Raw genomic sequence first — 22,680 nt, forward strand, 5'->3', positions numbered from 1 at the left:
TTCCTCCGATTGAGGTCCCACAGTACGGATCTACGCGAGCCGCTGCCGCTTGCGCGCCCGTCGATAGTCGCTGGCTGCCCGCGTGCGCTCGCCGACCGGAACGTCCCACCAGGCTCCACCCTCGGCGGTGCCGCGATGGGGATCGGTATCGATCACGATCACGCTCGTCCGCTTGGCCCGCTTGGCGCGGGCGAGGGCCGCCTCCAGCGCCGCGATGTCGGCGACCTTCTCGGATTGGGCACCCAGGCTTCGCGCATGCAGCACGAAATCGATATCGGGATCGGCCGCACCCAGGAGGTTGTTGAAGCGGGCGCCGCCGGTTGCCTGCTGCAGGCGGTGGATGCAGCCGAAGCCGCGATTGTCGAGGAGCACGATGATGAGCTTAGCGCCGAGCGCCACTGAGGTGGCGATCTCGGAGTTGAGCATGAGGTAGCTGCCGTCGCCCACCAGCACATAGACCTCGCGCTCGGGTGCCGCGAGCTTGGCGCCGAGACCGCCGGCGATCTCGTAGCCCATGCAGGAGAAACCGTATTCCAGGTGGTACTGCTTGGCGTCCTCGGCACGCCAGAGCTTGTGCAGCTCGCCCGGCAAGCCGCCCGCGGCGCACACCATGATGCTGGCGCGGCCGGCGGCCCGATTGACCGCCCCCAGAACCTGGCCGTCGCTGGGCAGGCCTCGGCTCGGCGGTTGCGTCAGCCGGGCGACATCCCTCCACCAGGCACGGGCGAGGCGGCGCGCGCGCGCCGTCCATCCCGACGGCGCCTTCCAGCGACCGAGACCCCTGCCCAAGGCGGCGATGCCCCGCTCGGCATCCGCGACCAGCGGCAAGGCACCGTGCTTGGCTGAATCGAAGCTGCCGACATTGAGCTGGATGAGGCGCATGTTCGGATTGCGAAAGAGTGCCCGCGAGCCGGTGGTGAAATCGCTCAGCCGCGTGCCGACGGCAAGCACCACGTCGGCCTCCGCGGCGAGCTGATTGGCGGAAGCCGCACCGGTGACGCCGATGGCGCCGACATTGGCGGGGTCGTCCCAGGCGAGGCTGCCCTTGCCGGCCTGGGTCTCGCCCACCGGGAGTCCCCGAGACGCTGCGAGGTCGGCGAGACGGCGCTCAGCCTGGGAGTATTTGACCCCGCCGCCGGCGATCACCAGAGGCCGGCGCGCCGCCTTGAGGAGCATCAGCGCGTCGGCGAGCTCGCCGCGATCGGGCTCGGGCCGGCGCAACCGATGCAGCCGGGGCCGGAAGAATTCGCGGGGATAGTCGTAGCTTTCCGCCTGCACGTCCTGGGGCAAGGCGAGCGTGACCGGGCCGCAATCGACCGGGTCGGTGAGCACGCGGATGGCTTGCGGCAGGCATTCCAGGATCTGCTCCGGCCGGGTCAGCCGATCCCAATAGCGCGACACCGGCTTGAAGCAATCATTGGCGCTGATCGTCCCATCGCCGAAATCCTCGACCTGCTGCAGGACCGGGTCGGGTCGGCGCGAGGCGAAGATGTCGCCGGGCAGGAACAAGACGGGGAGCCGGTCGAGATGGGCGACGGCGGCGGCGGTGACCATGTTGGTGGCGCCGGGCCCGACCGAGCTGGTGCAGGCCATCATCCGGCGCCTGGCATGGGTCTTGGCATAGGCGATGGCGGCCATCGCCATCGCCTGCTCGTTGTGCGCGCGCAAGGTCGGCAGACTCTGCCGGTTGGCGTGGAGCGCCGGCCCCATGCCGGCGACATTGCCGTGACCGAAGATGGCAAAGACGCCGCCGAACAGCGGCACCCTGCTGCGCCCGATCTCCACCTGCTGCTGGGCCAGGTAGCGTAGGATGGCTTCCGCCATGGTGAGCCGGATGGTCGGCATGAATGATCCCTCCCCTTGGGGCCGGTGATTGCTGGCGCCCGGCCGACGCAACCCTTATATACCGCAGCTTCACTGCACGATGCCGTTCCCTTGGTGAGGGGAGGCGAGGGGGGAAAATGCTCGATTTTGCCCAGTTCGGCGCGGGCCGCATCGGCGCCATCCATGCCGGAAACATCGCCCGCAGCGACCGGGCGCGGCTGCGCTATGTCGTCGACGTCAATCGCGTCGCGGCGGAGCGGCTGGCCGAGCGGCACGGCGCGAAGGCGACCGATGTGGAGACCGCACTCGCCGATCCCAGGGTGAAGGCCGTGCTGATCGCCTCCTCGACCGACACGCACGCGGATTTGGCGATGGCGGCGGCGCGTGCCGGCAAGGCGATCTTCTGCGAGAAGCCGATCGACTTATCCTTGAAGCGTGTGGACCAGTGCCTCGCCGTGCTGAAGCGCACCGGCGCGCCCATGCATGTGGGTTTCAATCGCCGGTTCGATCCCAGCTTCAAGGCGGTGCATGATCGCATCGCCGCCGGCGCCATCGGCACGGTCGAGCAGGTGATCATCACCAGCCGCGACCCCGGCCTGCCGCCGGTCGAGTACATCAAGGTCTCCGGCGGCCAGTTTCGCGACATGACCATCCATGACTTCGACATGGCGCGCTGGCTCCTGGGCGAGGAGCCGAGCGAGGTCTATGCCACCGGGTCATGCCTGGTCGATCCCAAGCTGGCGAAGCTCGGGGATACCGACTCGGTGATGGTGGTGATGCGCACGGCCTCCGGCCGGCTCTGCCACATCAACAACAGCCGGCGAGCCGCCTACGGGTACGATCAAAGGATCGAGGTGCACGGCTCGATGGGCATGCTTCAGGCCGGCAACCAGACCCCGACCATGGTGACCTTGGCCGACGCCAATGCGGTCAGCGCCGACAAGCCGCTGCATTTCTTCCTGGAGCGCTATGTCGATGCCTACCGCCACGAGCTGGACGCGGTCATCGATGCGATCCTGGCCAAGCGGAAGATGCCGGTCGGTCCCGAGAACGGAAGGCAGGCCCTGGTCCTGGCCGAGGCCGCGATCAAATCCCTGCAGAGCGGCAAGCCGGTCAAGGTGGCGCCGCCGCGACTGTAGGTCTGTAGCGCTCGCTCGCTGGCGAAACGCACTCAGACAAGATAGGGACTACATTTGTATACGGTAGTTGATGTTGCAGTTACTATCGAATTTTATTTCCGCATAGTATTAGTGCCCAACTGCAAATATCGAGACAAATTATTAATTCAGAGGAGTGCGCAGCATTACCATTTAAAATTGTTGCGAGCATGGTAGCATGAGGCGCCGCTAATGAACCTGAGCGAAGCGATTGGTGGAAGATCGCATTGGCGAGCCGGGACGAAACTCAGCCGCTTCGGGTCTATGATGCTGGAGAGCGGCGCTTTAAGCATAAGGGGCAATCCTCCAAGGCCGAGATTCGCTTTGACCCTCGAAGTCCTAAACGCGCAATTGGCATTTGCCCGAACAACATTTCCGATGCGCAAAAGGTGGAGCTGCTCAATGGGGCGATAGAAGTCGAAAGCGACCTGCGTGAAGGGCAGTGGCCGTCCCGGCTGTACAACGTTCACCGAGGAGCTATTTACGAGGCGCGGACCACGACGGCGGGAAGGTCGTACCATGGTTACCCTTATCGTGGTCGGCTAAGACGAGAATTGATTGATCTCTTACGGCAGATTGCTGCGAACAAGGATTGTCTCGATGAATTCGAGAAATGGGTCGATGAGCATATAAGCCAGTCATGATCCCTACGATCCGTAACGCTCGCGCTTTGTCATTTGCTATCCGGTGGCGACCTATTGACGCTCCGGGGAAGGCAAGCAATCACGCCGATATCGAACTCAGAATCGACGATACACGCATTTGGCCCTCGGGTCAGGTTGATGACAGTTTTGCATGGTTTGCCGACGAGCTACTTGCGCATTTGACGGAGTATTGGAAGGCACTGGTGTTGCAACAGACCTATCCTGGTTCGTTGCAACCACCCTATCCTTCGGCTTTGCGGCACGAAGCGAACATCAGCTCCGTGTCAGCTAGCCAGGAGATCGCTCGAAAGCTTGCTCAGGAAGTCGACGATTTTGAGACGGCGCACAATCTGGCGTCGGCCTTCGGAGGTATTTCAGGGATCCCCTCCCTATGGTTGGTACGCGAAGAAATGGCAATGGTTGTCGAACCAGAAGGGCGCAATCCATATCGTGTGCCTCTTAGCGGCGCGATCACGGCACTCAACAATGTTGGTGACGAAATATGCGTCCGCCTTCGCGACAGCGGTGATAGCAGATGGAGTGCAATAATTGCTGCGTGGGAGTCCAGAAACGGAGGCGATTCGGTTCGGATTCAGTCGTTCGCAATAGGGCAAGATTTGGAGACCACTCGTGCGTTGATTCACGACCGCTTTCTCGCTTCGCCTAACTCAGTCATTGATGCGAGCAATGACAACGACGAACTCAAGATCGCGGCGCGCATGTCAGGCATCCTCACAATTGCGGAAATAGAAGCTATTTTGAGGGAAGTCAGGTCTTGTGGACTTCGGCAAACGGACACTCTCGACCGACTTTCTCAAGAAGCACTCGACTTTGCTGATGATGACAGAACGGATAGCCTAATTCATGAGGCCGGCATTCGTGCGGCGAAATGGTTGCGTCAGAAGCTCGTGCTGCGGCCGGTGGACATAAGTGATCCATTCAAATTTCTGGCAGATCACAATGTCGATGTTAGAGAGCGATCACTCAATTCGCCGGAGGTCGACGCAATTGCTTGTTGGGGACCACGCCACGGTCCGGCGATTATCATCAACCGAACGTCGCGGCGTCACAAGACACCGTATACAGGTCCGATGGCGCGTGCCGGTGCGATTCGCGCGACTGCTGCTCATGAAATCTGTCACCTGTTGTTCGATCGCGGGCACACACTTCCTGCGGCAGAGGTGCTTGGTGGTCGAGTAGCTCATTGGGTGGAGCAGCGTGCTCGTGCCTTCGCTGCTGCGTTCCTATTGCTGCCCTCAGTTGCTGCGGATAAGTGGCACGCGCATGGACGCCCCATGGATGAAGAAGGTGTAAACAAAGCTCTAACGGCTCTCTGTGCACGCTATCAAGTTACTAAGAGCATCGCGGCGTGGCAGCTCGAGCATGGTCTCGGCTCGGAGGTTAATCCTCAATTGAAACGAATTCTCGACCGCGTCGCACCAAATCGGTACGCGGCTCTGCCCTAAGCCTGGGGCGCGGGCTCGGTTGCGAGCCGACTTTGGCGGAGCTCGCCCGTCTGCTCGAGGATGGGATAGGCGACCGAGGTCAGATGCGAGTGGATGCGCTTCAGGTCGCGCAGGATGTCGAGATGCAAGGAGCTCGTCTCGATGCTCTCGATCCGCCCGCTCCGGAGCCGCTCCAGATGCCGCTCGGCGGCGGCGCGCTCGCGCTCGCGGAACTGCACCTTCTCCTCCAGAAGCTGGCGCGCCATCTTGACGTCGCCCCCCATGAAGAGCGCCAGCGATAGCCTGAGCGTGTTCAGGACCGAGGCATGCAGGTCTTCGATTTCCCGCAGGCCCTCATCGGAGAAGCTGAGGCGGTGCTTCATCTTCTTGACCGCGAGCTCTATCAGGTTCTTGTCGATGATGTCGCCGATATGCTCGAGGTTGGTGGTGAAGGCGATGATCTCCATGCAGCGTCTGCCGTCGGTATCGCCCATGGCCTCGCGGCTCACCTGGGTCAGATAGAGCTTGATCGCCTCGTGCAGGCTGTCGACCACATCGTCCCGCCGCGAGATCTCGTCGGCGAGCTTGCGGTCGGCGCTCTTGAAGACCTTGAGCGTGTCGCGCAGCATGCCTTCCAGAGTATCGCCCATGCGCAAGGTCTCGCGCGCCGCCGCGGCGATCGCGAGCGGCGGGCTGTCGATCGCCATCGGATCGAGGTAGCGCGGCTTACGCGGGTCATCCGGGTGCGGCGTGGCCGGCAGGAGACGCGTCGCAAGGCGCGCCGCAATCGGCAACAGCGGCAGGAAGACGATGGCCAGGGTTACGTTGAATAGCGTGTGGAAATTGACGACCTGGCGGCCGATATCGGGCTCGAGCAGCGCGACCCACGGCCCGATGGTGTCGAGCAAGGGCATGGCGACGAGGACGCCTGCGGTCCGGAATCCGAGATTGCCGACGGTGACGCGGCGTGCCTGCACGTCGCCGCCCCAGGTCGCCAGCACGGCGGGCAAGGCGCCGCCGAGATTAGCGCCCAGCACCAGCACGAAGGCGAGCCCGATGGGCACCAGACCCACCTGGGCCAAGGTCATCACCAGGAGGATGATGGCGAGGCTGGAATGGGCGAGCCAGGTCAGGCCGATGGCGACGATGAGCGCCAGCAGCGGCTCGCCGCCGAGGGCCTGCAGCACGTCCTGCAGCACCTCGGAATGGCGGACCGGCTCCGAGGCGGCGACGATGAGACGGAGGGCCAGCAGCATGAGGCCAAGCCCGATCACCGCCCGGCCGAGGTCGCGCCAGCGGGTGGACGAGCTGACCATGAAGGCGGCGACGCCGGCCAAAACCAGAAGCGGCGACAGCCAGCCGAGGTCGATCGACAAGGCCTGGGCCACGAGCGAGGTGCCGACATCGGCCCCCAGCATCACCGCCAAGGCCGGGGCGGTCGCCACCAAGCCGCGCTCGGCGAAGGAGGCGGTCATCAGCGCGGTGGCCGTGCTGCTCTGCAGGAGGCCGGTCACCGCAAAGCCGGCGCCGAAGGCGGACAGGCGATTGCGCAAGCCGACGCCGACCGCCCGTCTCAGATCCGCCCCGAAGGCTCTAAGCACGCCGGTGCGGACCATCCTCAGGCCCCACAACAGGAGGGCGACACCGCCCAGGAGATGGATCAGAACCGAAGTGCCCAAGGACCGATAACCTCGCCGGAAAAGTTATCCACAATGACTTGTTGGCAGTTTTTCATAAATCTGTAACAATAAGAATATCATGGCCCGATTCTCCGCGAATGCAACGGCAAAGGACCTGCCGAGAACTCGGACGCCGCTGGCGGCGGTGGAAGCGGTGCCCGCGCTGAATTCGGCGGGCGCACGGACGGCCGTGGAGGCGGAGCTTCTAGCGCATCCCCTGGCGCGGTTGCATCTGGCAATCGAAGCCTGCCGGGGGGCCGACCCGAACGCGTCTCGCACTGCCCGGCTCATCGGCAGCGGTCGCACCAAGATGGCGAAGAAGCTTTGCGAGGAAGCGGCCGAGGTGGCGATCGCGGCGGTCAAGAGCAAGCGCGAGGGCGTCATCGCCGAAAGCGCCGATCTCCTCTATCACCTGGCGGTCCTGTGGTCGGCGATCGGCATCAAGCCCGGCGACGTGTGGGCGGAGATGGATCGCCGCGAAGCGCTCCTCGGCATCGCCGAGAAGCGCCCCAAGTCAGTAATCAGAATTCAAAAGCCAGAAGCCGCGAAGGAATAGCGAGCCCCTGGCGACCGCGTTCCGGTTTCTGACCTTCTGACTTCCGATTTCTGTCTACGGCAAGGTGTAGGCGGTCTTCACCGTGGTGTAGAACTCGGCCGCGTAGCGGCCCTGCTCGCGGGGGCCGTAGCTCGAGCCTTTGCGGCCGCCGAACGGCACGTGGTAGTCGACGCCCGCGGTCGGCAGGTTGACCATGACCATGCCGGCCTGGGCGTGCCGCTTGTAGTGGCTCGCATGCTTGAGCGAGGTGGTGCAGATGCCCGAGGAGAGGCCGAAAGGCGTATCGTTGGCGGTCGCCAGCGCCTCCTCGTAGGATTTGACCCGGATCACGCTCGCCACCGGCCCGAACACCTCCTCGCGATTGATGCGCATGGCATTCGAGGTCTCGCTGATCAAGGCAGGGGCCATATAGAAGCCCTCGGTCTCGCGGTTCAAGCGCTCGCCGCCGGCGACCAGCTTGCCGCCCTCCTTCTGCGCGACCGCGACATAGTCCATGTCCTGCTTCAGCTGCTTGGCGTCCACCACCGGGCCGATATCGGTGCCGGGCTTGACCGCGTCGTCGACCTTGAGCGCCTTGATCTTGGCGGCCACCGCATCGACGAAGCGGTCATGGATCTTTTCGGTCACGATCAGCCTGGAGGAGGCGGTGCAGCGCTGGCCGGTAGAATAGAACGCACCTTGCACGGCACAATTGACGGCGATGTCGAGCTCGGCGTCGTCGAGCACCACCAGCGGGTTCTTGCCGCCCATCTCCAGCTGCACCTTGGCCATGCGGCCGACCGCCACCTGGGCGATGCGCCGGCCGGTCTCGACCGAGCCGGTGAAGCTGATGGCGGCGACCTTCGTTGAGTTGAGGATCGTCTCGCCGACGACGCTGCCGCGGCCCATCGCCAGGTTGAACACGCCTTTAGGCGCGCCGGCGCGCTGGATGATGTCGGCGATCGCCCAGCCGCAACCGGGCACCAGATCGGCCGGCTTGAAGACCACGGTGTTGCCGTAGGCGAGCGCCGGCGCGATTTTCCAGGCCGGGATGGCGATCGGGAAATTCCAGGGCGTGATCAGGCCGACGACGCCCACCGGTTCGCGGGTGATCTCGACGTCGATCCCCGGCCGTATCGAGGCGATCTTCTCACCTTGGATGCGCACGGTTTCGCCGGCGAAGAACTTGAAGATCTGGCCGGCGCGCGTCGCCTCGCCGATGCCTTCGGGCAGGGTCTTGCCTTCTTCGCGCGCGAGCAGCCGGCCGAGCTCATCCTTGCGGGCGATGATTTCGGTGCCGATCTTGTCCAAGAGGTCGGCGCGGGCCTGGATCGAGCCGGTGGACCAGGCCGGGAAGGCGGCGGCGGCGGCATCGATCGCCTCGGCCGCATCCTTGGCGCTGGCCCGGGCGTAGAGGCCGACGATGTCGGCCAGGTTCGAGGGATTGACGTTCTCCGCCGCTTCGCCGGAAGGCCGCCATTCGCCGCCGATGAGATTGGGGTGCAGATCCTTGACTGCGGTCGCCATGACGCTTCCTCCGATGATCCTGTTGCCGGCCATCATAGCCAATCGATGTCGGTGCGCCACCCCGGCCCGTCAGGGGTCATGGTCCGGCCCGGGCGTTGTTGCTACAACAGCGGCAAGAGTGAGCACAAGGAGCGAGACGCCATGGCTCTCGATCGATGCAAATGAGCGGGTCTTCCGCCTCCGGGTCGCCGGCCGAGAGCGGCGCGCATACGGATTTCGCCAAGGAGATGAGCTATGGCGACTATCTCCAGCTGGATCAGCTCCTATCGGCGCAGCGGCTGGTCTCCGGCAGCCATGACGAGCTGCTGTTCATCACCATCCATCAGGCAACCGAGCTCTGGCTGAAGCTGGCGCTGCATGAGCTCAAGGCTGCGATCGACCGGATCCGCGCCGACGATCTGTCGCCGTCCTTCAAGATGTTGGCCAGGGTCGGGCGTATCCTCTCGCAGCTCATCCAATCCTGGGACGTGCTGTCGACGATGACGCCCGCCGACTATCTGTCCTTCCGCGATCAGCTCGGCCACTCATCGGGTTTTCAGTCCTACCAGTACCGGCTGGTCGAGTTCGTTCTCGGCAACAAGAACCGGGCGATGCTGGCCCCGCATATCCACCGCCCGGACATTCATGGGCAGCTGCAGAGCGCGCTCGAAAGCCCCAGCCTCTATGACGAGGCGATCCGGCTCCTGGGCCGCCGCGGCCTCGGCATCGCCAAGGAGTGTCTCGAGCGCGATTGGAGCCTGCCACGCGAGCCGCATGCTTCGGTCAGCGACGCCTGGCTCAAGGTCTACCGGGACACGACCCGCTACTGGGATCTGTACGAGCTGGCCGAGGAGCTCGTCGACCTCGAGGACAGCGTGCAACAATGGCGCTTCCGCCATGCCACTACGGTCAAGCGCGTCATCGGCTTCAAGCGCGGCACTGGCGGCACTGCGGGCGTTCCCTATCTTTATAGCCGGCTCGAGCACGTGTTCTTTCCCGAGCTCTGGCAGGTGCGTACCGAACTCTAAGATCGCCGACACCTCGGCTCAGCGTCCAAGCGACAAATTCATCAACAAGAGGCCGGCGACGACCACGCCGGCGGCAACGACGCGCCGGAGGCCGAAGCGCTCGCCCAGAAGTCGCGTGCCGAGCACCGCGGCAAACAGAACCGAGGTCTCGCGCAACGCCGCCACATGCGCCATGGCCCCCACGCTCAAGGCCCAGATGGCGATGGCGTAGCCGAGTGTGGCGATGATCCCGCCGGCCACACCGCGCCGCCAGTGACGCCGGAGATAGGGAAGGAGCGCGCGGCCCCTGAAGAAGAGCGCCACGGCGATCACCCACGGTCCCTCCAGGATGTTGAGCCAGACGATGTAGCTGAAGACGTCGCCCGCGCTGCGTCCGCCGATCCCATCCACCACGGTGTAGCCGGCGATGGTGAAGCCGGTGAGCACGGCAAAGGCGGTCCCCCGCCAATCGGCGCGCCAGGACGTGCCACGGGCAAAGGCGAGGCTGGCGATGCCGAGGGAAACCAGGGCCACGCCCGCTGCTTCCGACCAGCTCAGCTCCTCATGCACCAGCCGACCGGCGAACATCGCCACCAGCAAGGGGCCGAGTCCGCGGGCGATCGGATAGACGTGGCTGAGATCGCCGTGGGCGTAGGCGCGAAGCAGCGCGAAGTAATAGCCGGCGTGGATGGTCACCGAGCCAACCAGATAGGGCCAGGCGGCCCGGTCAGGGATTGCCACGAACGGAAACGCGAACAGCCCAATGACCGATCCGGTCGCCATCACCAATCCCATCGAGACCAGCCGGTCGGAATCGGATTTGACCACCGCATTCCAGCTCGCATGCATGACGGCGGCGAGCAACACCAGGCCGACGACGGTCGGGTCGAGCTTCATGGATTGGCCGGGGAGCCGAGGGAGGAAATATGACAGTTCCATGAAAGCCCTGCCGGCGTCGAGGGGACATTCCAGCGGGGCGGCGCTCCCGTCCCCCGGGGCGAAACGCCGCTGGCGTCCGGCCGTCGAGCGGGGCAGCCGAGGGCGTCGCGTCGCCCGGGGCGGCGGTGCTACGATGCAAGGGATTTGGCCTAAAGGTAATCCATGAGCGCGCCCTTCTCGATCCGTACGACCATCCGTTTCTCCGATTGCAATGCCGGCGGGGTCGTCAGCCACCCGAACTATTTCGTCATGGCCGAGGGCCTGATCGAAGACTGGTTCGCGCAGCTTCTGGCGTTGCCGTTCGGCGAGCTTTTGAGCCATCGCAAGATCGGGCTTGCAACCGTGCACCTCACCGTCGATATCGAGCGGCAGAGCCGGTTGGGCGAGGCCTTGACCTGGAGCCTGCTGGTCCAGGAGATCGGGCGGAGCACGATCCGGCTGAAGATTTCCGCCGCGGCGGAAGCAGCCGAGCGGATCAGCATTCAGCAAGTGCTGATGACGGTCGAGCCGGGCTCGGGAAAGTCGGTGGCGCTTCCGGCCGATCTCCGCGTGAAGGTCGCGAACTACCAGACCGCAACCGCCGCCAAGAAGGCCTGACCGACCGGCCATCGAACCGGCTGGCGGGGAGGGCGGCGGCCATGGGCGCAAGCCTGCCCAACGCCGCCAAATCGTGTTATGTAATCTTCATATAAGGGACCCATCGCGCGAGCGATGGCAGTCCCGGGATCGCTGCCTGAGGGTCGGGTTTCGTGCCGGACCAGCGGCACGACAGCGGGAGGGGATATGGTCACCAAGCACATCGCGTGGACTCGTTTGGCGTCGGTTGCGACGGCTCTCATGGTGCTCGGCGCCGCCGCAGGCGCCAAGGGCGCCGGCTTCGCCTTGAAGGAGCAGAGCGCGAGCGGCCTCGGCACGGCGTTCGCGGGTGCGACTGCGGCCGCGGAAGACGCCACAACGCTCTTCTTCAACCCGGCCGGCATGGCCGAGCTCAGCGGCAACCAATTCTATGTCTCCGGCAGCTTCATCATGCCCTCGGCCGTGCCGACCAACCAAGGCTCCACCGGCCTTCTCGGCGGCTCGATCGCCGGCTCGGTCGGCGGCGACGCCGGCCGGAACGCGTTGGTGCCGGCGCTCTATGGCGTCTGGGATTTCCGGCCCGATCTGAAGTTCGGCCTGGCGCTCACCACACCCTTCGGCCTCACCACCGACTATAATGACAATTGGTACGGTCGCTATTCGGCGATCAACTCGCATCTGCGCACCACCAACATCCAGCCGACGGTCTCATACCGCGTGAGCAGCCAGTTCACCGTCGGCGCCGGCATCCAGGCGCAAAACGCCGCCGCCGACCTGTCGAACGCCATCGATTTCGGCACCATCTGCTTCGGCAGCCTGCCGGCCGCCACCTGCGGCGCGCTCGGCCTGTCGCCGCGCGGCAATGACGGCAATGTGCGCTTGACGGGCGATGATTGGGCCGTGGGCGGCAACGTCGGCCTGCAGTTCACGCCGGCCCCGGGCACGCGTCTCGGCTTGGACTACCGCTCCCAGATCAGCCACACGATCACCGGCAATGCGATCTTCCAGGTGCCGGCCGCGGCCACGCCCTTGCGCGCCACCGGCGCCTTTGCCAACACCGGCGCCCAAGGCAAGATCACCACGCCGGACAGCATCAATTTCGGCCTGCGCCACGAGCTGAACCCGCAATGGGCGCTGTTGAGCGATGCGTCGTGGACGCGCTGGAGCGTCTTCAAGCAGCTGCAGTTCACCTTCACCAACCCGGCGCAGGCGACCAGCACCAAGCCTGAGAATTGGCAGGACGCGCTGTTCGTCTCCGGCGGCGCCACCTTCAAGCCCGCACCCTTGTGGACGCTGCGTGCCGGCCTCGCCTACGACCAATCGCCGATCAAGGCGCAGTTCCGCACGCCGCGCATTCCCGATACGGACCGCTACTGGATTACCGTCGGCGCCAGCTACGATTTGACCCCGGGTGCCCGCATCGACGCCGGCTATGCACACATTTTCCTGAATGACGGCTCGATCGCCGATCCCGATTCCACCGGCGTCAACGTGACCAGAGCGAGCTACAAGCTCTCCATCGACATTGTTTCCCTCGGCTTGAGCATTAAGTTCTAGTAGGCGGGATCCGGCCGCTCGAGGCCGGCCGCCGCCGCCCTATCGCTTGTCGCCTTCGGAGCCCCGGGCTCCGGGGGCGCAGGCGCATCCCTGCCATCGGGAGTGCTCCGATATGCGCAATGTCGTCATCGCCGGCTATGCCCGCTCGCCTTTCACCTTCGCCAACAAGGGCGAGCTGAGGAAGGTCCGCCCCGACGAGCTCGCCGCCAAGGTGGTTGCCGGGCTCCTCGAGCGGATCGGCGTGCCACCCGAGGACATCGAGGACCTGATCGTGGGCTGCGCTTTCCCCGAGGGCGAGCAGGGCATGAACGTGGCGCGCCTCATCGGCTTTCTCGCCCATCTGCCGCTGAGCGTCGCCGGCACCACCGTCAACCGCTTCTGCGGCTCCTCCATGCAGGCGATCCACATGGCCGCGGGCGCCATTCAATTGGGCGCCGGCGAGGCCTTCATTTGCGCCGGCGTGGAGTCGATGAGCCGCGTGCCGATGATGGGCTTCAACCCGATGCCGAACCCGACGCTCGCCAAGGACTATCCGGCCGCCTACGTGTCCATGGGCATCACCGCCGAGAATCTCGCGCGCAAATACCAGATCACCCGCGCCGACCAGCAGGAGTTTTCCGTCGCCTCGCATGCCAAGGCGGCGGCGGCGCAAGCCTCCGGCAAGCTCAAGGACGAGATCGTGCCGATCGGTGCCGCCGCCGAGGATGGCTGCATCCGCCCAGGCACCACCTTGGAGGTGCTGGCCGAACTGAAGCCCGCCTTCGAGGAGACCGGGACGGTGACCGCCGGAACCTCCTCGCCCTTGACCGACGGGGCTGCGGCCTGCCTCGTCACCTCCGAGGACTACGCCAAGGCGCATGGGCTGAAGCCGCTTGCCCGGCTCAAATCCGTGGCGGTCGCCGGCTGCGCCCCGGAGATCATGGGCATCGGCCCGGTCGCCGCCACGCAGAAAGCCTTGAAGCGCGCCGGGCTTGAGGTCTCCGACCTGGGCGTGATCGAGATCAACGAGGCTTTCGCCGCTCAGGCGCTGGCCTGCATGCGCGATCTGGCGATTCCCTTGGAGAAGGTGAACCTCGACGGCGGCGCCATCGCGCTCGGCCATCCCTTGGGCGCCACCGGCGCTCGCATCACCGGCAAGGTGGCCCAGCTCCTCAAGCGCGAAGGCAAGCAGTACGCGCTCTCCACCCAGTGCATCGGCGGCGGACAAGGCATCGCGACCATCCTCGAGGCGGTCTGAACGGTCATGGCCAAGCCAGAGATCCGTCGCGCCGCGGTGATCGGCGCTGGGGTAATGGGCAGCGGCATCGCCGCGCATATCGCCAATGCCGGGGTGGCCGTCGACCTTCTCGACATCGTTCCGTCCGGCGCCGCCAACCGCAACGCGGTTGCCGAAGGGGCGCTCCAGCGCCTCGCCAAAGCCGATCCCGCCGCCTTCATGCACCCCTCGGCGCAGCGTTTGGTGACGGCGGGAAATATCGAGGATCATCTGGGACGGCTAGCCGAAGCGGATTGGATCATCGAAGCGGTCTCGGAGAAGGTTGCCCTCAAGCGCGACCTCTATGCCCGCATCGATCCCTTGCGCAAGAAAGGCTCGATCGTCTCCTCCAACACCTCGACGATCCCCTTGGCCGATCTCCTGGCCGGCGCCGGCAAAGGCTTTGCCCGCGATTTCCTCATCACCCACTTCTTCAATCCGCCGCGCTACATGCGTTTGCTGGAGGTGGTGGCGGGGCCGAAGACGCGGGCGCAGGCGCTCGAGACCATTCGCCGCTTCGCCGATGAGCGTCTCGGCAAGGGCGTGGTCGACTGCAACGACACGCCGGGCTTCATCGCCAATCGCATCGGCACGCTGTGGATCCAGTCGGCGGTCAACCACGCCACGGATCTCGGCCTTGCGGTGGAAGAGGCCGATGCGGTGGTCGGCCGGCCGATGGGCATCCCCAAGACCGGCGTCTTCGGCTTGATGGATCTCGTCGGCCTCGATCTCATGCCCCATGTCAGCCAGAGCCTGCTCGCCACGCTGCCGGCCGGCGACGACTATCGCCGGCTCTATCGCGAGCTGCCGCTCTTCACCAGGATGATCGCCGAGGGCTATACCGGCCGCAAAGGCAAGGGCGGCTTCTACCGCCTGGCGCGGGGTGCGGATGGCGCGCGGGTGAAGGAGGCGATCGATCTTAAGACCGGTCTCTACGCCCCGGCGGCGACGCCGCGGCTGGAGAGTGTCGAGGCCGGGCGGAAGGGCCTGAAGGCTCTGGTCGAGCACCCGGACAAGGGTGGCCGCTATGCCTGGGCGGTGCTTGCCGACACGCTCGCCTATGCCGCGGGACTGGTACCCGAGATCGCTCAATCGATCGTCGCCGTCGATGAGGCGATGCGGCTCGGCTACAACTGGAAGCGCGGGCCCTTCCAGATGATCGACCAGCTGGGTGCCGCGTGGTTTGCCGCAAAGCTGGCCGAGTCCGGCCGGACGGTGCCGGAGCTCTTGAGCAAGGCCGCCGCCGCTGGCGGCTTCTATCGCACGGTGGAGGGCCAGCTCGAATATCTGTCGGTGGCCGGCGCGTGGGAGAAGGTGGTGCGGCGCGCGGGCGTGCTCCTGCTGGAAGACGTGAAGCGCGCTCAGAAGCCGGTCGCCCGCAGCGCGGCCGCCAGCTTGTGGGATATCGGCGACGGCGTTCTCTGCCTCGAGTTCCACACCAAGATGAACGCCTTCGATCCCGAGCTTCTCGGCATGATCGGCAAGTCGCTCGGCATCGTCGAGAAGGGCCACAAAGCGCTCGTCCTCTACAACGAAGCCGACAACTTTTCGGTCGGAGCCAATCTCGGCTTGGCGCTGTTCGCGGCCAATGTGGCGCTGTGGCCGTCCATCGAGCAGATGATCGAGCAGGGCCAGGCGGTGTTCAAGCAGATGAAGTATGCGCGCTTCCCGATCGTGGGGGCACCGTCCGGCATGGCGCTCGGCGGCGGCTGCGAGGTGCTCTTGCATTGCGCCCATGTGCAGGCCCATGCCGAGAGCTATATCGGGCTGGTGGAGGTCGGTGTCGGTCTGGTGCCCGGGTGGGGCGGGACCAAGGAGCTCTTGGCGCGCTGGTCGGCCGAGCCGGCGCTGCCGAAGGGACCGATGCCGCCGGTCGCCAAGACCTTCGAGACCGTGGCGGTGGCCAAGGTGGCGAAGTCCGCGGCCGAGGCGCGGGATCTGGGCTTCCTCAGGGCCGGCGACGGGATCAGCATGAATCGCGACCGACTGCTCGCCGATGCGAAAGCGGTCGCGCTCAAGCTCGCCCGCCGCTACAAGCCGCCGGCAGCACCCATGCTGCGCCTGCCGGGACCCGCGGCGAAGGCGGCGCTCGACCTCGTCGTCGACGGCCTGGCGCATCAAGGCAAGGTGACGGCGCATGACCGTGTGGTGGTCAGTGCGCTGGCCGAGGTGGTGAGCGGCGGCGGCGCAGATTGGACCGAGCCGGTCGGCGAAGATCACGTGACGGCGCTGGAGCGCGCCGCCTTCATGCGCCTCGTTAGGACGCAAGGGACGCTTGCCCGCATGGAGCACATGCTGGAAACGGGCAAGCCGCTCAGGAACTGAGAAGAGAAAGGCCCCGCGCCATGCCCAGCTACAAGGCTCCCCTGCGCGATATCCGCTTCGTCATGGATGAGCTGCTCGAGCTCGACCAGCGTCCGCGGCTCCCCGGACATGAGGAGATCACGCCCGACACCGTCAATGCGGTCCTCGAGGCGGCCGCAACGCTCTCAGAGGAGGTGCTGTTTCCCTTGAACCGCAGCGGTGATGAGGAGGGATCGGTCTTCGAGAACGGCGTCGTGCGCACGCCTAAGGGATTCAAGAAGGCCTACGAGGCCTTCACCGCCGGCGGCTGGACCGGGCTTGCCTGCGATCCGGCCTATGGCGGTCAAGGATTGCCGCACCTCCTGCAGTTCGTGGTCGAAGAGATGCTGTGCTCGGCCAACCTGTCCTTCGCCATGTTCCCGGGCCTGTCGCAGGGCGCCTACGCGGCGATCGAGCGGCATGCGACGCCGGAGCTGAAGGCCACATATCTGCCGCATCTGGCGAAAGGCGACTGGTCGGGCACCATGTGCCTGACCGAGCCGCACTGCGGCACCGATCTCGGCCTCATTCGCACCCGCGCCCAACCGAAGGAGGACGGCAAGTACGCGATCACCGGCACCAAGATCTTCATCTCCGCCGGCGAGCACGACCTGACCGACAACATCATTCATCTCGTGCTGGCGCGGCTGCCGGACGCCCCACCCGGAATCAGGGGCATCAGCCTCTTTCTGGTGCCGAAGATCCTGGTCAAGGACAGGGCCGGCGAGCTCGGTCCGCGCAATGGCGTGCGCTGCGGCTCGATCGAGCACAAGATGGGGATCAAGGCCTCGCCCACCTGCGTGCTCAATTTCGATGAGGCCGAGGGCTATCTCGTCGGCGAGAAACATCGCGGCATGCGCTGCATGTTCACGATGATGAACGCCGCCCGGCTCGGCGTCGGCATGCAGGGCCTGGCGCTGGCCGAGGTCAGCTACCAGAACGCCCGCGACTATGCCCGAGACCGGCTGCAGGGGCGCTCGCTGAAAGGCGCGCAATATCCCGACAAGCCCGCCGATCCGATCATCGTGCACCCGGACGTGCGCAAGAACCTGCTGACGATCAAGGCCTTCACCGAGGGGGCGCGCGCGCTCGCCTACTGGATCGGCGCCGCCATCGACGAGGCCGAGCGTCACCCCGATGCCGGACAGCGCGAGGCGGCGGAGGATCTGGTGGCGCTGATGACGCCGGTGATCAAAGCCTACTTCACCGACCAAGGCTTCGCGTCCACCGTGTTCGGCCAGCAGGTCCTGGGCGGCCATGGCTACATTCGCGAATGGGGCATGGAGCAGTATGTGCGCGACGCGCGCATCGCCCAGATCTACGAGGGCGCCAACGGCATTCAGGCTCTCGATCTCGTCGGCCGCAAGCTGCCCCAGCACATGGGCCGTCTCCTGCGTCGGTTCTTCCACCCGGTCGACGCCTTCATCCAGGAGCACGGCACCGATCCGGCCCTGGCCGAATTCGTGCTGCCGCTCGCCAAAGCCTTCGCCCGCCTGCAGCAAGCAACCGCGCAGGTGGCCGAGAAGGGGCTCAAGGATCCCGATGAGGCGGGTGCAGCGGCGAGCGATTATCTCCGTCTCTTCGCCCTGGTGGCGCTTGCCTTCATGTGGGCCCGCATGGTCAAGGTGGCGCATGCGAAGCTGGGCGCCGATCCGGAAGGGTTCTATAAGGCGAAGATCGCCACGGCGCGGTTCTACATGCAGCGCGTGCTGCCCGAATCCAACGCGCTCTTCCAGTCGCTCATCGCCGGCGCGCGGCCGCTGATGGAGATGGAGGTTGCGGCGTTCTAGGGGGAAACGATGGCAAAAGCCGGAAAGTCAAAGCGTAATTCGAGAAGAAGAGCATTTTATCCACAATTGTATTATTCTCTTGTCATTAACTCTTGAGCTATAAGATGATGCGCCGCCATGGAAATTGACAAGCTCACCGTACGCGCCGTCGAGATCTTGGCAGACGCCACGGCGCGGGCTGTCGGGACTGGCTCGCTCGTCTATCTGAAGCTGACCCGGGCGGCCAGCGTCCGCTCCGAGCCGGCCCTCAATGCGGCGCGGACCGAGTTCGACAAGCTTCCGGTGGCGCGCCGGCAGGTGATCCACACCGATGCGATCGAGACGGCGACGAAGCTTGCCAGCGGCCAGGACACCCTGGCGGCGATCGACGCCATGTTCAAGCCACTGGCGAGCATCGGCAATATCCCGCGCCTGGTCGTTCGCAACTCTTGAGCTAAGGCGTTTTCGCGCCATTCGATTGATTTGGGCCGGTATTTTTCCCGAACGCCGATGCCGACGGCGGCCGGCGCATGACAGCGAAGCAGCTTGCGTGATATAGGCGAGGCGAGCCCGACGCCAGCGCCGGAGTCTTATCCCGTGGCCAGCCCCGACAGCCTTGTAGCCAGGCCTATCGACCTGGACTCCTCAGCGCGCTTCATCAACCGCGAGGTGTCCTGGCTCGAGTTCAATTTTCGCGTGATCGAAGAGGCCTTCAACCGCGCCCATCCGCTCCTGGAGCGGCTGCGGTTCCTGTCGATCTCCAGCTCGAACCTGGACGAGTTCTACATGGTTCGCGTCGCCGGCCTGAAGGGCCAGGTGGCGGCCGGCGTGGTGACGCCCAGCCAGGATGGCCTCACGCCCGCACAGCAGCTCGCCGAGATCAACCGCCGGGTCGTAGAGCTGGTGGAAAACCAGCAGCGTTGCTGGCGCGAGCTGCGCGCCGAGCTGGCTCAGGGCGGCGTTGCCGTCGTCGATCCGAGCCAGCTCTCCGAGAGCGAGCGTGCCTTCGTCGATGGCTACTTCCTGGAGCAGGTGTTCTCGGTCTTGACGCCGCTTGCCATCGACCCGGCGCACCCGTTCCCGTTCATCCCCAATCGCGGCTTCGCCATGGTGCTGCAGCTGACGCGCCCGAGCGACGCCAGGACGTTGCGGGCATTGGTGCCGCTGCCGGCGCATATCGGCCGCTTCGTGCGGCTGCCGGGCAAAGGCATCCGCTTCCTGCCGATGGAGCGCCTGGTCCGGCTCAATCTCGACAAGCTGTTTCCCGGCTTCGAAGTGGGCGGCAGCGGCGTCTTTCGCATCCTGCGCGACAGCGAGATGGAAATCGAAGAGGAGGCGGAGGATCTCGTCCGCCTGTTCGAATCCGCCCTGAAGCGCCGGCGGCGCGGCAACGTCATTCGCATGACCGTCGATGAGGCGATGCCGGACTATCTCAGAGAGTTCGTCATCGACCAGCTGCATGCGGCGCGAGAGGACGTCTTCAGCCTGGAGGAGATGATCGGCATGGCCGATCTCGGCAAGCTCATCGTCTCCGAGCGACCCGAGCTGCTGTTCAAGCCTTTCAACGCCCGATTCCCCGAGCGTATCCGCGACTTCGGCGGCGACTGCTTCGCCGCCATCCGCCGCAAGGACATCGTCGTCCACCACCCCTATGAGAGCTTCGATGCGGTGGTGCAGTTCCTGCACCAGGCGGCCCGCGACCCGGCGGTGCTGGCGATCAAGCAGACGCTCTACCGCACCTCCGATGACTCGCCCATCGTGAAGGCGCTGGTCGAAGCGGCGGAGTCGGGCAAGTCGGTCACCGCCATGGTCGAATTGAAGGCGCGCTTCGATGAGGAGGCGAATATTCGCTGGGCGCGCGACCTCGAACGCGCCGGGGCGCAGGTGGTCTATGGCTTCATCGAGCTCAAGACCCACGCCAAGGTATCGCTGGTGGTGCGCAAGGAGGGTCAGGCGCCGCGCTCCTATGTGCATTTCGGCACCGGCAACTACCACCCGATCACGGCCAAGGTCTACACCGACCTCTCCTTCTTCACCTGTGATCCGGCGTTGTGCCGGGACGCGGCGCGGCTGTTCAACTACATGACCGGCTATGCCACGCCCGAGACCTTCGAGAAGCTGGCGATCGCGCCCTTGTCCTTGCGTCCGAGCTTGCTCAAGCTGATCGCGGACGAGATCGCCCATGCGCGCGCCGGACGGCCGGCGCAGATCTGGGCGAAGCTGAACCAGATCGTCGATCCCGAGATCATCGATGCGCTCTATCGGGCCTCGATCGCCGGCGTACAGATCGATCTGGTCATTCGCGGCATTTGCGGTCTGCGTCCCGGCGTGCCGGGGCTGTCGGAGAACATCCGGGTCAAGAGCATCGTCGGCCGCTTCCTGGAGCATTCCCGCATCTGTGCCTTCGGCAACGGCCAGGCGCTGCCGTCAAGGCAAGCCAAGGTCTTCATCTCCTCGGCCGATTGGATGCCGCGCAACTTCGAATGGCGCGTCGAAGCGCTGGTGCCGATCGAGAATCCGACCGTGCATCAGCAAGTGCTCGACCAGATCATGGTCGTCAATCTGCGCGACGAGGCGCAGTCCTGGATCCTTCGCGGCGACGGCAGCTATCATCGGGTCCGCGCCGGGCCCGAAGCGTTCAGCGCGCACACGTATTTCATGACCAATCCCAGCCTGTCGGGCCGCGGCAGCGCTTCCAAGCGCCCCCAATCCTCGCCGCGCCTCGTGCTGAAGCGGCGCTGAGCCGGGCCGTGGTGGCGCCGACCCGGCTCCGTATCCGCCGTGGCTCCAGCCGACCCGCCCCCAGGCGTGGCGGCAAAGGACGCAAGCATGGCCGCGTCGCGGTGCTCGACATCGGGTCCAACTCGATCCGCCTCGTCGTCTACGACCGCGAATGCCGAACGCCGGTGCCGATCTTCAACGAAAAGGTGCTCTGCGGGCTTGGACGCGGGCTGGCGGAGACCGGCCGGCTGTCCGCGGCGGCGATGGCGAGCGCGCGCGAGAATCTCGTGCGCTTCGTCGCCATCGCGCGCGCCATGGGCGTCAGGCGCATGGACGCGCTGGCGACGGCAGCGGTCCGCGATGCGGCGAACGGCCGGGAATTCGTCTCCGACATCGAGCGCCGTAGCCAGATCAAGGTGCGCGTCATCTCCGGCGAGGAGGAAGCGCGCCTGTCGGCGCTGGGCGTGCTGAGCGCCATCCCGGACGCCGACGGTGTCATGGGCGATCTCGGCGGCGCCAGCCTTGAGCTCGTCGATCTGGGTCATGGGCGGACGCGCGACCAAGTGACTCTGCCCCTGGGTCCGCTCCGGCTGGTCGATCTCGCCGGCAACAGTCGCAAGCGGGCGCACCGGCTGGTTGATGCCTATCTCGGCCGCCTGCGCTGGCTCAATGATCTGGACGGCCGCGAGTTCTATGCCGTGGGCGGCGCCTGGCGCTCGCTCGCCCGCGTGCACATGGCCCATTGCGAGTACCCGCTCAGGGTGATCCATCACTATGCCATCGAGCGGCGCGAGGCGGAGACGTTCTTGCGCAGCATGCCGCGCTTGGCCAAGAGCGGCTGGCGCGACATTCCGGGCGTCTCGCGCCGGCTCGAGAGCCTGGAGTGGGCCGGGCTGGTGCTGGAGCGCGTGCTGGCGCTGGGCAAGCCGGTCCGGGTCGTCTTCTCCGCCTATGGGCTGCGCGAGGGCTGTCTCTTCGACCAGCTGAAGTCGGCCGAGCGCCGCATCGACCCTCTCATCAGCGCCTGCCTCGACTTGGCGCGCAGCCAGAGCCGCTTTCCGCCCCATGCCGAGGGGTTCTTGGCGTGGATGGGGCCGATCCTGCCGGAGAATTGGCTGGTGCCCCGCCGGCTCGTGCATGCCGCTTGCCTCTTGAGCGACATCGGCTGGCAGGACCATCCGGACTACCGGCCCGAGCACGCCTTCTTGAGGGTGCTCAGGCTGCCCGTGGTCGGCATCGACCATCCCGGCCGCGCCTTCCTGGCGCTTGCCATCGGCGCCCGCTACGCCGGGCGTCTCGGCCCCAGCGCCGTCGACGGCGTGACCGGCATGATCGATGGTGCCCGCATGCGCCAAGCGCTCATCGTCGGTCTGGCGCTGCGCCTGGCCAACACCCTCTCGGGCGGGGTTTCCGATCTGCTCGCCGGGGCCTCGCTCCGGGCCGGCGACGGACAGCTGACGCTCAGGCTTTCCGAGCGCATGAGCGCGCTGGTCGGCGACGTTACCCGCCGCAGGCTGGACGCGCTGGCCCAGGCCCTCCAGCTCCGGCCGCGGATCAGCACCATGCGGGCCGAGGCGGCGGACTAGTCCGAACTTTACCCATTTTTCGAGCAAGGCGCTGATGTGACTCGCATTTGGTTGCGGGTCCTGACTACAGCGTCGGTTGGAGGGCGAGCAGATCGAAGGCGCGGCGCTGGGTTTGGGTCGGTGTGGCGAGCACGGGG

Annotated in this window: 17 protein-coding genes; 13 read left to right on the plus strand and 4 right to left on the minus strand. The window is 65.6% G+C overall.

Annotated features, from left to right (window positions below):
• Nucleotides 1-30: 30 nt before the first annotated feature.
• Complete coding sequence (gene iolD, locus HY058_13680; GenBank protein MBI3498347.1) at nucleotides 31-1,845, minus strand: 3D-(3,5/4)-trihydroxycyclohexane-1,2-dione acylhydrolase (decyclizing); 1,815 nt, start codon at nucleotides 1,843-1,845, stop codon at nucleotides 31-33.
• A gap of 116 nt (nucleotides 1,846-1,961) precedes the next feature.
• Between iolD and iolG the strand changes: the two genes are divergently transcribed.
• The 3 genes from iolG (at nucleotide 1,962) to HY058_13695 (ending at nucleotide 5,091) form a co-directional block, all read left to right on the plus strand.
• A complete protein-coding gene (gene iolG / locus HY058_13685; GenBank protein MBI3498348.1) occupies nucleotides 1,962-2,963 on the plus strand; it encodes an inositol 2-dehydrogenase in 1,002 nt (333 codons plus the stop codon).
• 245 nt (nucleotides 2,964-3,208) lie between these two features.
• Nucleotides 3,209-3,625, plus strand: coding sequence for a hypothetical protein (locus HY058_13690; protein ID MBI3498349.1), 417 nt, complete (start codon nucleotides 3,209-3,211; stop codon nucleotides 3,623-3,625).
• Nucleotides 3,622-5,091 (plus strand): ImmA/IrrE family metallo-endopeptidase, encoded by a 1,470-nt coding sequence (locus HY058_13695; GenBank protein MBI3498350.1) that lies wholly within the window; start codon nucleotides 3,622-3,624, stop codon nucleotides 5,089-5,091. The genes HY058_13690 and HY058_13695 overlap by 4 nt, the downstream gene beginning before the upstream one ends.
• Here HY058_13695 and HY058_13700 read toward each other — a convergent pair.
• Nucleotides 5,088-6,749, minus strand: a complete 1,662-nt coding sequence (locus tag HY058_13700) for a Na/Pi cotransporter family protein (GenBank protein MBI3498351.1) — start codon at nucleotides 6,747-6,749, stop codon at nucleotides 5,088-5,090. The genes HY058_13695 and HY058_13700 overlap by 4 nt on opposite strands.
• Nucleotides 6,750-6,828: 79 nt before the next feature.
• Here HY058_13700 and hisE point away from each other — a divergent pair, with 79 nt between their 5' ends.
• Nucleotides 6,829-7,305 (plus strand): phosphoribosyl-ATP diphosphatase, encoded by a 477-nt coding sequence (gene hisE / locus HY058_13705; protein MBI3498352.1) that lies wholly within the window; start codon nucleotides 6,829-6,831, stop codon nucleotides 7,303-7,305.
• Nucleotides 7,306-7,359: 54 nt separating this feature from the next.
• Here hisE and HY058_13710 read toward each other — a convergent pair whose 3' ends face one another.
• The gene (locus HY058_13710) at nucleotides 7,360-8,811 is read right to left on the minus strand and encodes an aldehyde dehydrogenase family protein (GenBank protein ID MBI3498353.1); all 1,452 of its coding nucleotides are present in this window, start codon (nucleotides 8,809-8,811) and stop codon (nucleotides 7,360-7,362) included.
• A gap of 155 nt (nucleotides 8,812-8,966) precedes the next feature.
• Between HY058_13710 and kynA the strand changes: the two genes are divergently transcribed.
• Nucleotides 8,967-9,818, plus strand: a complete 852-nt coding sequence (gene kynA, locus HY058_13715; GenBank protein MBI3498354.1) for a tryptophan 2,3-dioxygenase — start codon at nucleotides 8,967-8,969, stop codon at nucleotides 9,816-9,818.
• 18 nt (nucleotides 9,819-9,836) lie between these two features.
• On the opposite strand, the gene HY058_13720 is transcribed toward kynA, so the two are convergent.
• Nucleotides 9,837-10,736 carry an EamA family transporter gene (locus HY058_13720; GenBank protein ID MBI3498355.1) on the minus strand — a complete coding sequence of 300 codons (900 nt, stop codon included), beginning with the start codon at nucleotides 10,734-10,736 and terminating at the stop codon, nucleotides 9,837-9,839.
• 162 nt (nucleotides 10,737-10,898) lie between these two features.
• On the opposite strand from HY058_13720, the gene HY058_13725 reads away from it, so the two are divergent.
• The 8 genes from HY058_13725 (at nucleotide 10,899) to HY058_13760 (ending at nucleotide 22,543) form a co-directional block, all read left to right on the plus strand.
• Nucleotides 10,899-11,333, plus strand: a complete 435-nt coding sequence (locus HY058_13725) for an acyl-CoA thioesterase (GenBank protein ID MBI3498356.1) — start codon at nucleotides 10,899-10,901, stop codon at nucleotides 11,331-11,333.
• 186 nt (nucleotides 11,334-11,519) lie between these two features.
• Entirely contained in the window at nucleotides 11,520-12,869 is a 1,350-nt protein-coding gene (locus tag HY058_13730) for an outer membrane protein transport protein (protein MBI3498357.1), read from the plus strand.
• Between the two features lie 112 nt (nucleotides 12,870-12,981).
• Complete coding sequence (locus HY058_13735; protein MBI3498358.1) at nucleotides 12,982-14,106, plus strand: thiolase family protein; 1,125 nt, start codon at nucleotides 12,982-12,984, stop codon at nucleotides 14,104-14,106.
• Nucleotides 14,107-14,112: 6 nt separating this feature from the next.
• Nucleotides 14,113-16,449: a 3-hydroxyacyl-CoA dehydrogenase gene (locus HY058_13740; GenBank protein MBI3498359.1), complete on the plus strand. Its 2,337-nt coding sequence runs from the start codon at nucleotides 14,113-14,115 to the stop codon at nucleotides 16,447-16,449.
• A 20-nt stretch (nucleotides 16,450-16,469) separates the two neighbouring features.
• The gene (locus HY058_13745; protein ID MBI3498360.1) at nucleotides 16,470-18,257 is read left to right on the plus strand and encodes an acyl-CoA dehydrogenase C-terminal domain-containing protein; all 1,788 of its coding nucleotides are present in this window, start codon (nucleotides 16,470-16,472) and stop codon (nucleotides 18,255-18,257) included.
• A gap of 117 nt (nucleotides 18,258-18,374) precedes the next feature.
• Nucleotides 18,375-18,689, plus strand: a complete 315-nt coding sequence (locus HY058_13750; GenBank protein MBI3498361.1) for a hypothetical protein — start codon at nucleotides 18,375-18,377, stop codon at nucleotides 18,687-18,689.
• 144 nt (nucleotides 18,690-18,833) lie between these two features.
• Nucleotides 18,834-20,978 (plus strand): RNA degradosome polyphosphate kinase, encoded by a 2,145-nt coding sequence (locus HY058_13755; GenBank protein ID MBI3498362.1) that lies wholly within the window; start codon nucleotides 18,834-18,836, stop codon nucleotides 20,976-20,978.
• A 32-nt stretch (nucleotides 20,979-21,010) separates the two neighbouring features.
• On the plus strand, nucleotides 21,011-22,543 hold the full coding sequence (locus HY058_13760; GenBank protein MBI3498363.1) for a Ppx/GppA family phosphatase: 1,533 nt from the start codon (nucleotides 21,011-21,013) through the stop codon (nucleotides 22,541-22,543).
• Nucleotides 22,544-22,680 lie beyond the last annotated feature (137 nt).

Source organism: Pseudomonadota bacterium, assembly GCA_016195085.1.
In the GTDB taxonomy this organism is placed as follows: domain Bacteria; phylum Pseudomonadota; class Alphaproteobacteria; order SHVZ01; family SHVZ01; genus JACQAG01.

Bases quoted from the DNA above. Each gene is read 5' to 3' on its own strand.
- HY058_13710 (MBI3498353.1), bottom strand. From the start codon at position 8,811: ATGGCGACCGCAGTCAAGGATCTGCACCCCAATCTCATCGGCGGCGAA.
- HY058_13740 (MBI3498359.1), top strand. From the start codon at position 14,113: ATGGCCAAGCCAGAGATCCGTCGCGCCGCGGTGATCGGCGCTGGGGTA.
- HY058_13750 (MBI3498361.1), top strand. From the start codon at position 18,375: ATGGAAATTGACAAGCTCACCGTACGCGCCGTCGAGATCTTGGCAGAC.
- HY058_13735 (MBI3498358.1), top strand. From the start codon at position 12,982: ATGCGCAATGTCGTCATCGCCGGCTATGCCCGCTCGCCTTTCACCTTC.
- HY058_13695 (MBI3498350.1), top strand. From the start codon at position 3,622: ATGATCCCTACGATCCGTAACGCTCGCGCTTTGTCATTTGCTATCCGG.
- kynA (MBI3498354.1), top strand. From the start codon at position 8,967: ATGCAAATGAGCGGGTCTTCCGCCTCCGGGTCGCCGGCCGAGAGCGGC.
- iolD (MBI3498347.1), bottom strand. From the start codon at position 1,845: ATGCCGACCATCCGGCTCACCATGGCGGAAGCCATCCTACGCTACCTG.
- HY058_13745 (MBI3498360.1), top strand. From the start codon at position 16,470: ATGCCCAGCTACAAGGCTCCCCTGCGCGATATCCGCTTCGTCATGGAT.
- HY058_13720 (MBI3498355.1), bottom strand. From the start codon at position 10,736: ATGGAACTGTCATATTTCCTCCCTCGGCTCCCCGGCCAATCCATGAAG.
- iolG (MBI3498348.1), top strand. From the start codon at position 1,962: ATGCTCGATTTTGCCCAGTTCGGCGCGGGCCGCATCGGCGCCATCCAT.
- HY058_13725 (MBI3498356.1), top strand. From the start codon at position 10,899: ATGAGCGCGCCCTTCTCGATCCGTACGACCATCCGTTTCTCCGATTGC.
- hisE (MBI3498352.1), top strand. From the start codon at position 6,829: ATGGCCCGATTCTCCGCGAATGCAACGGCAAAGGACCTGCCGAGAACT.
- HY058_13730 (MBI3498357.1), top strand. From the start codon at position 11,520: ATGGTCACCAAGCACATCGCGTGGACTCGTTTGGCGTCGGTTGCGACG.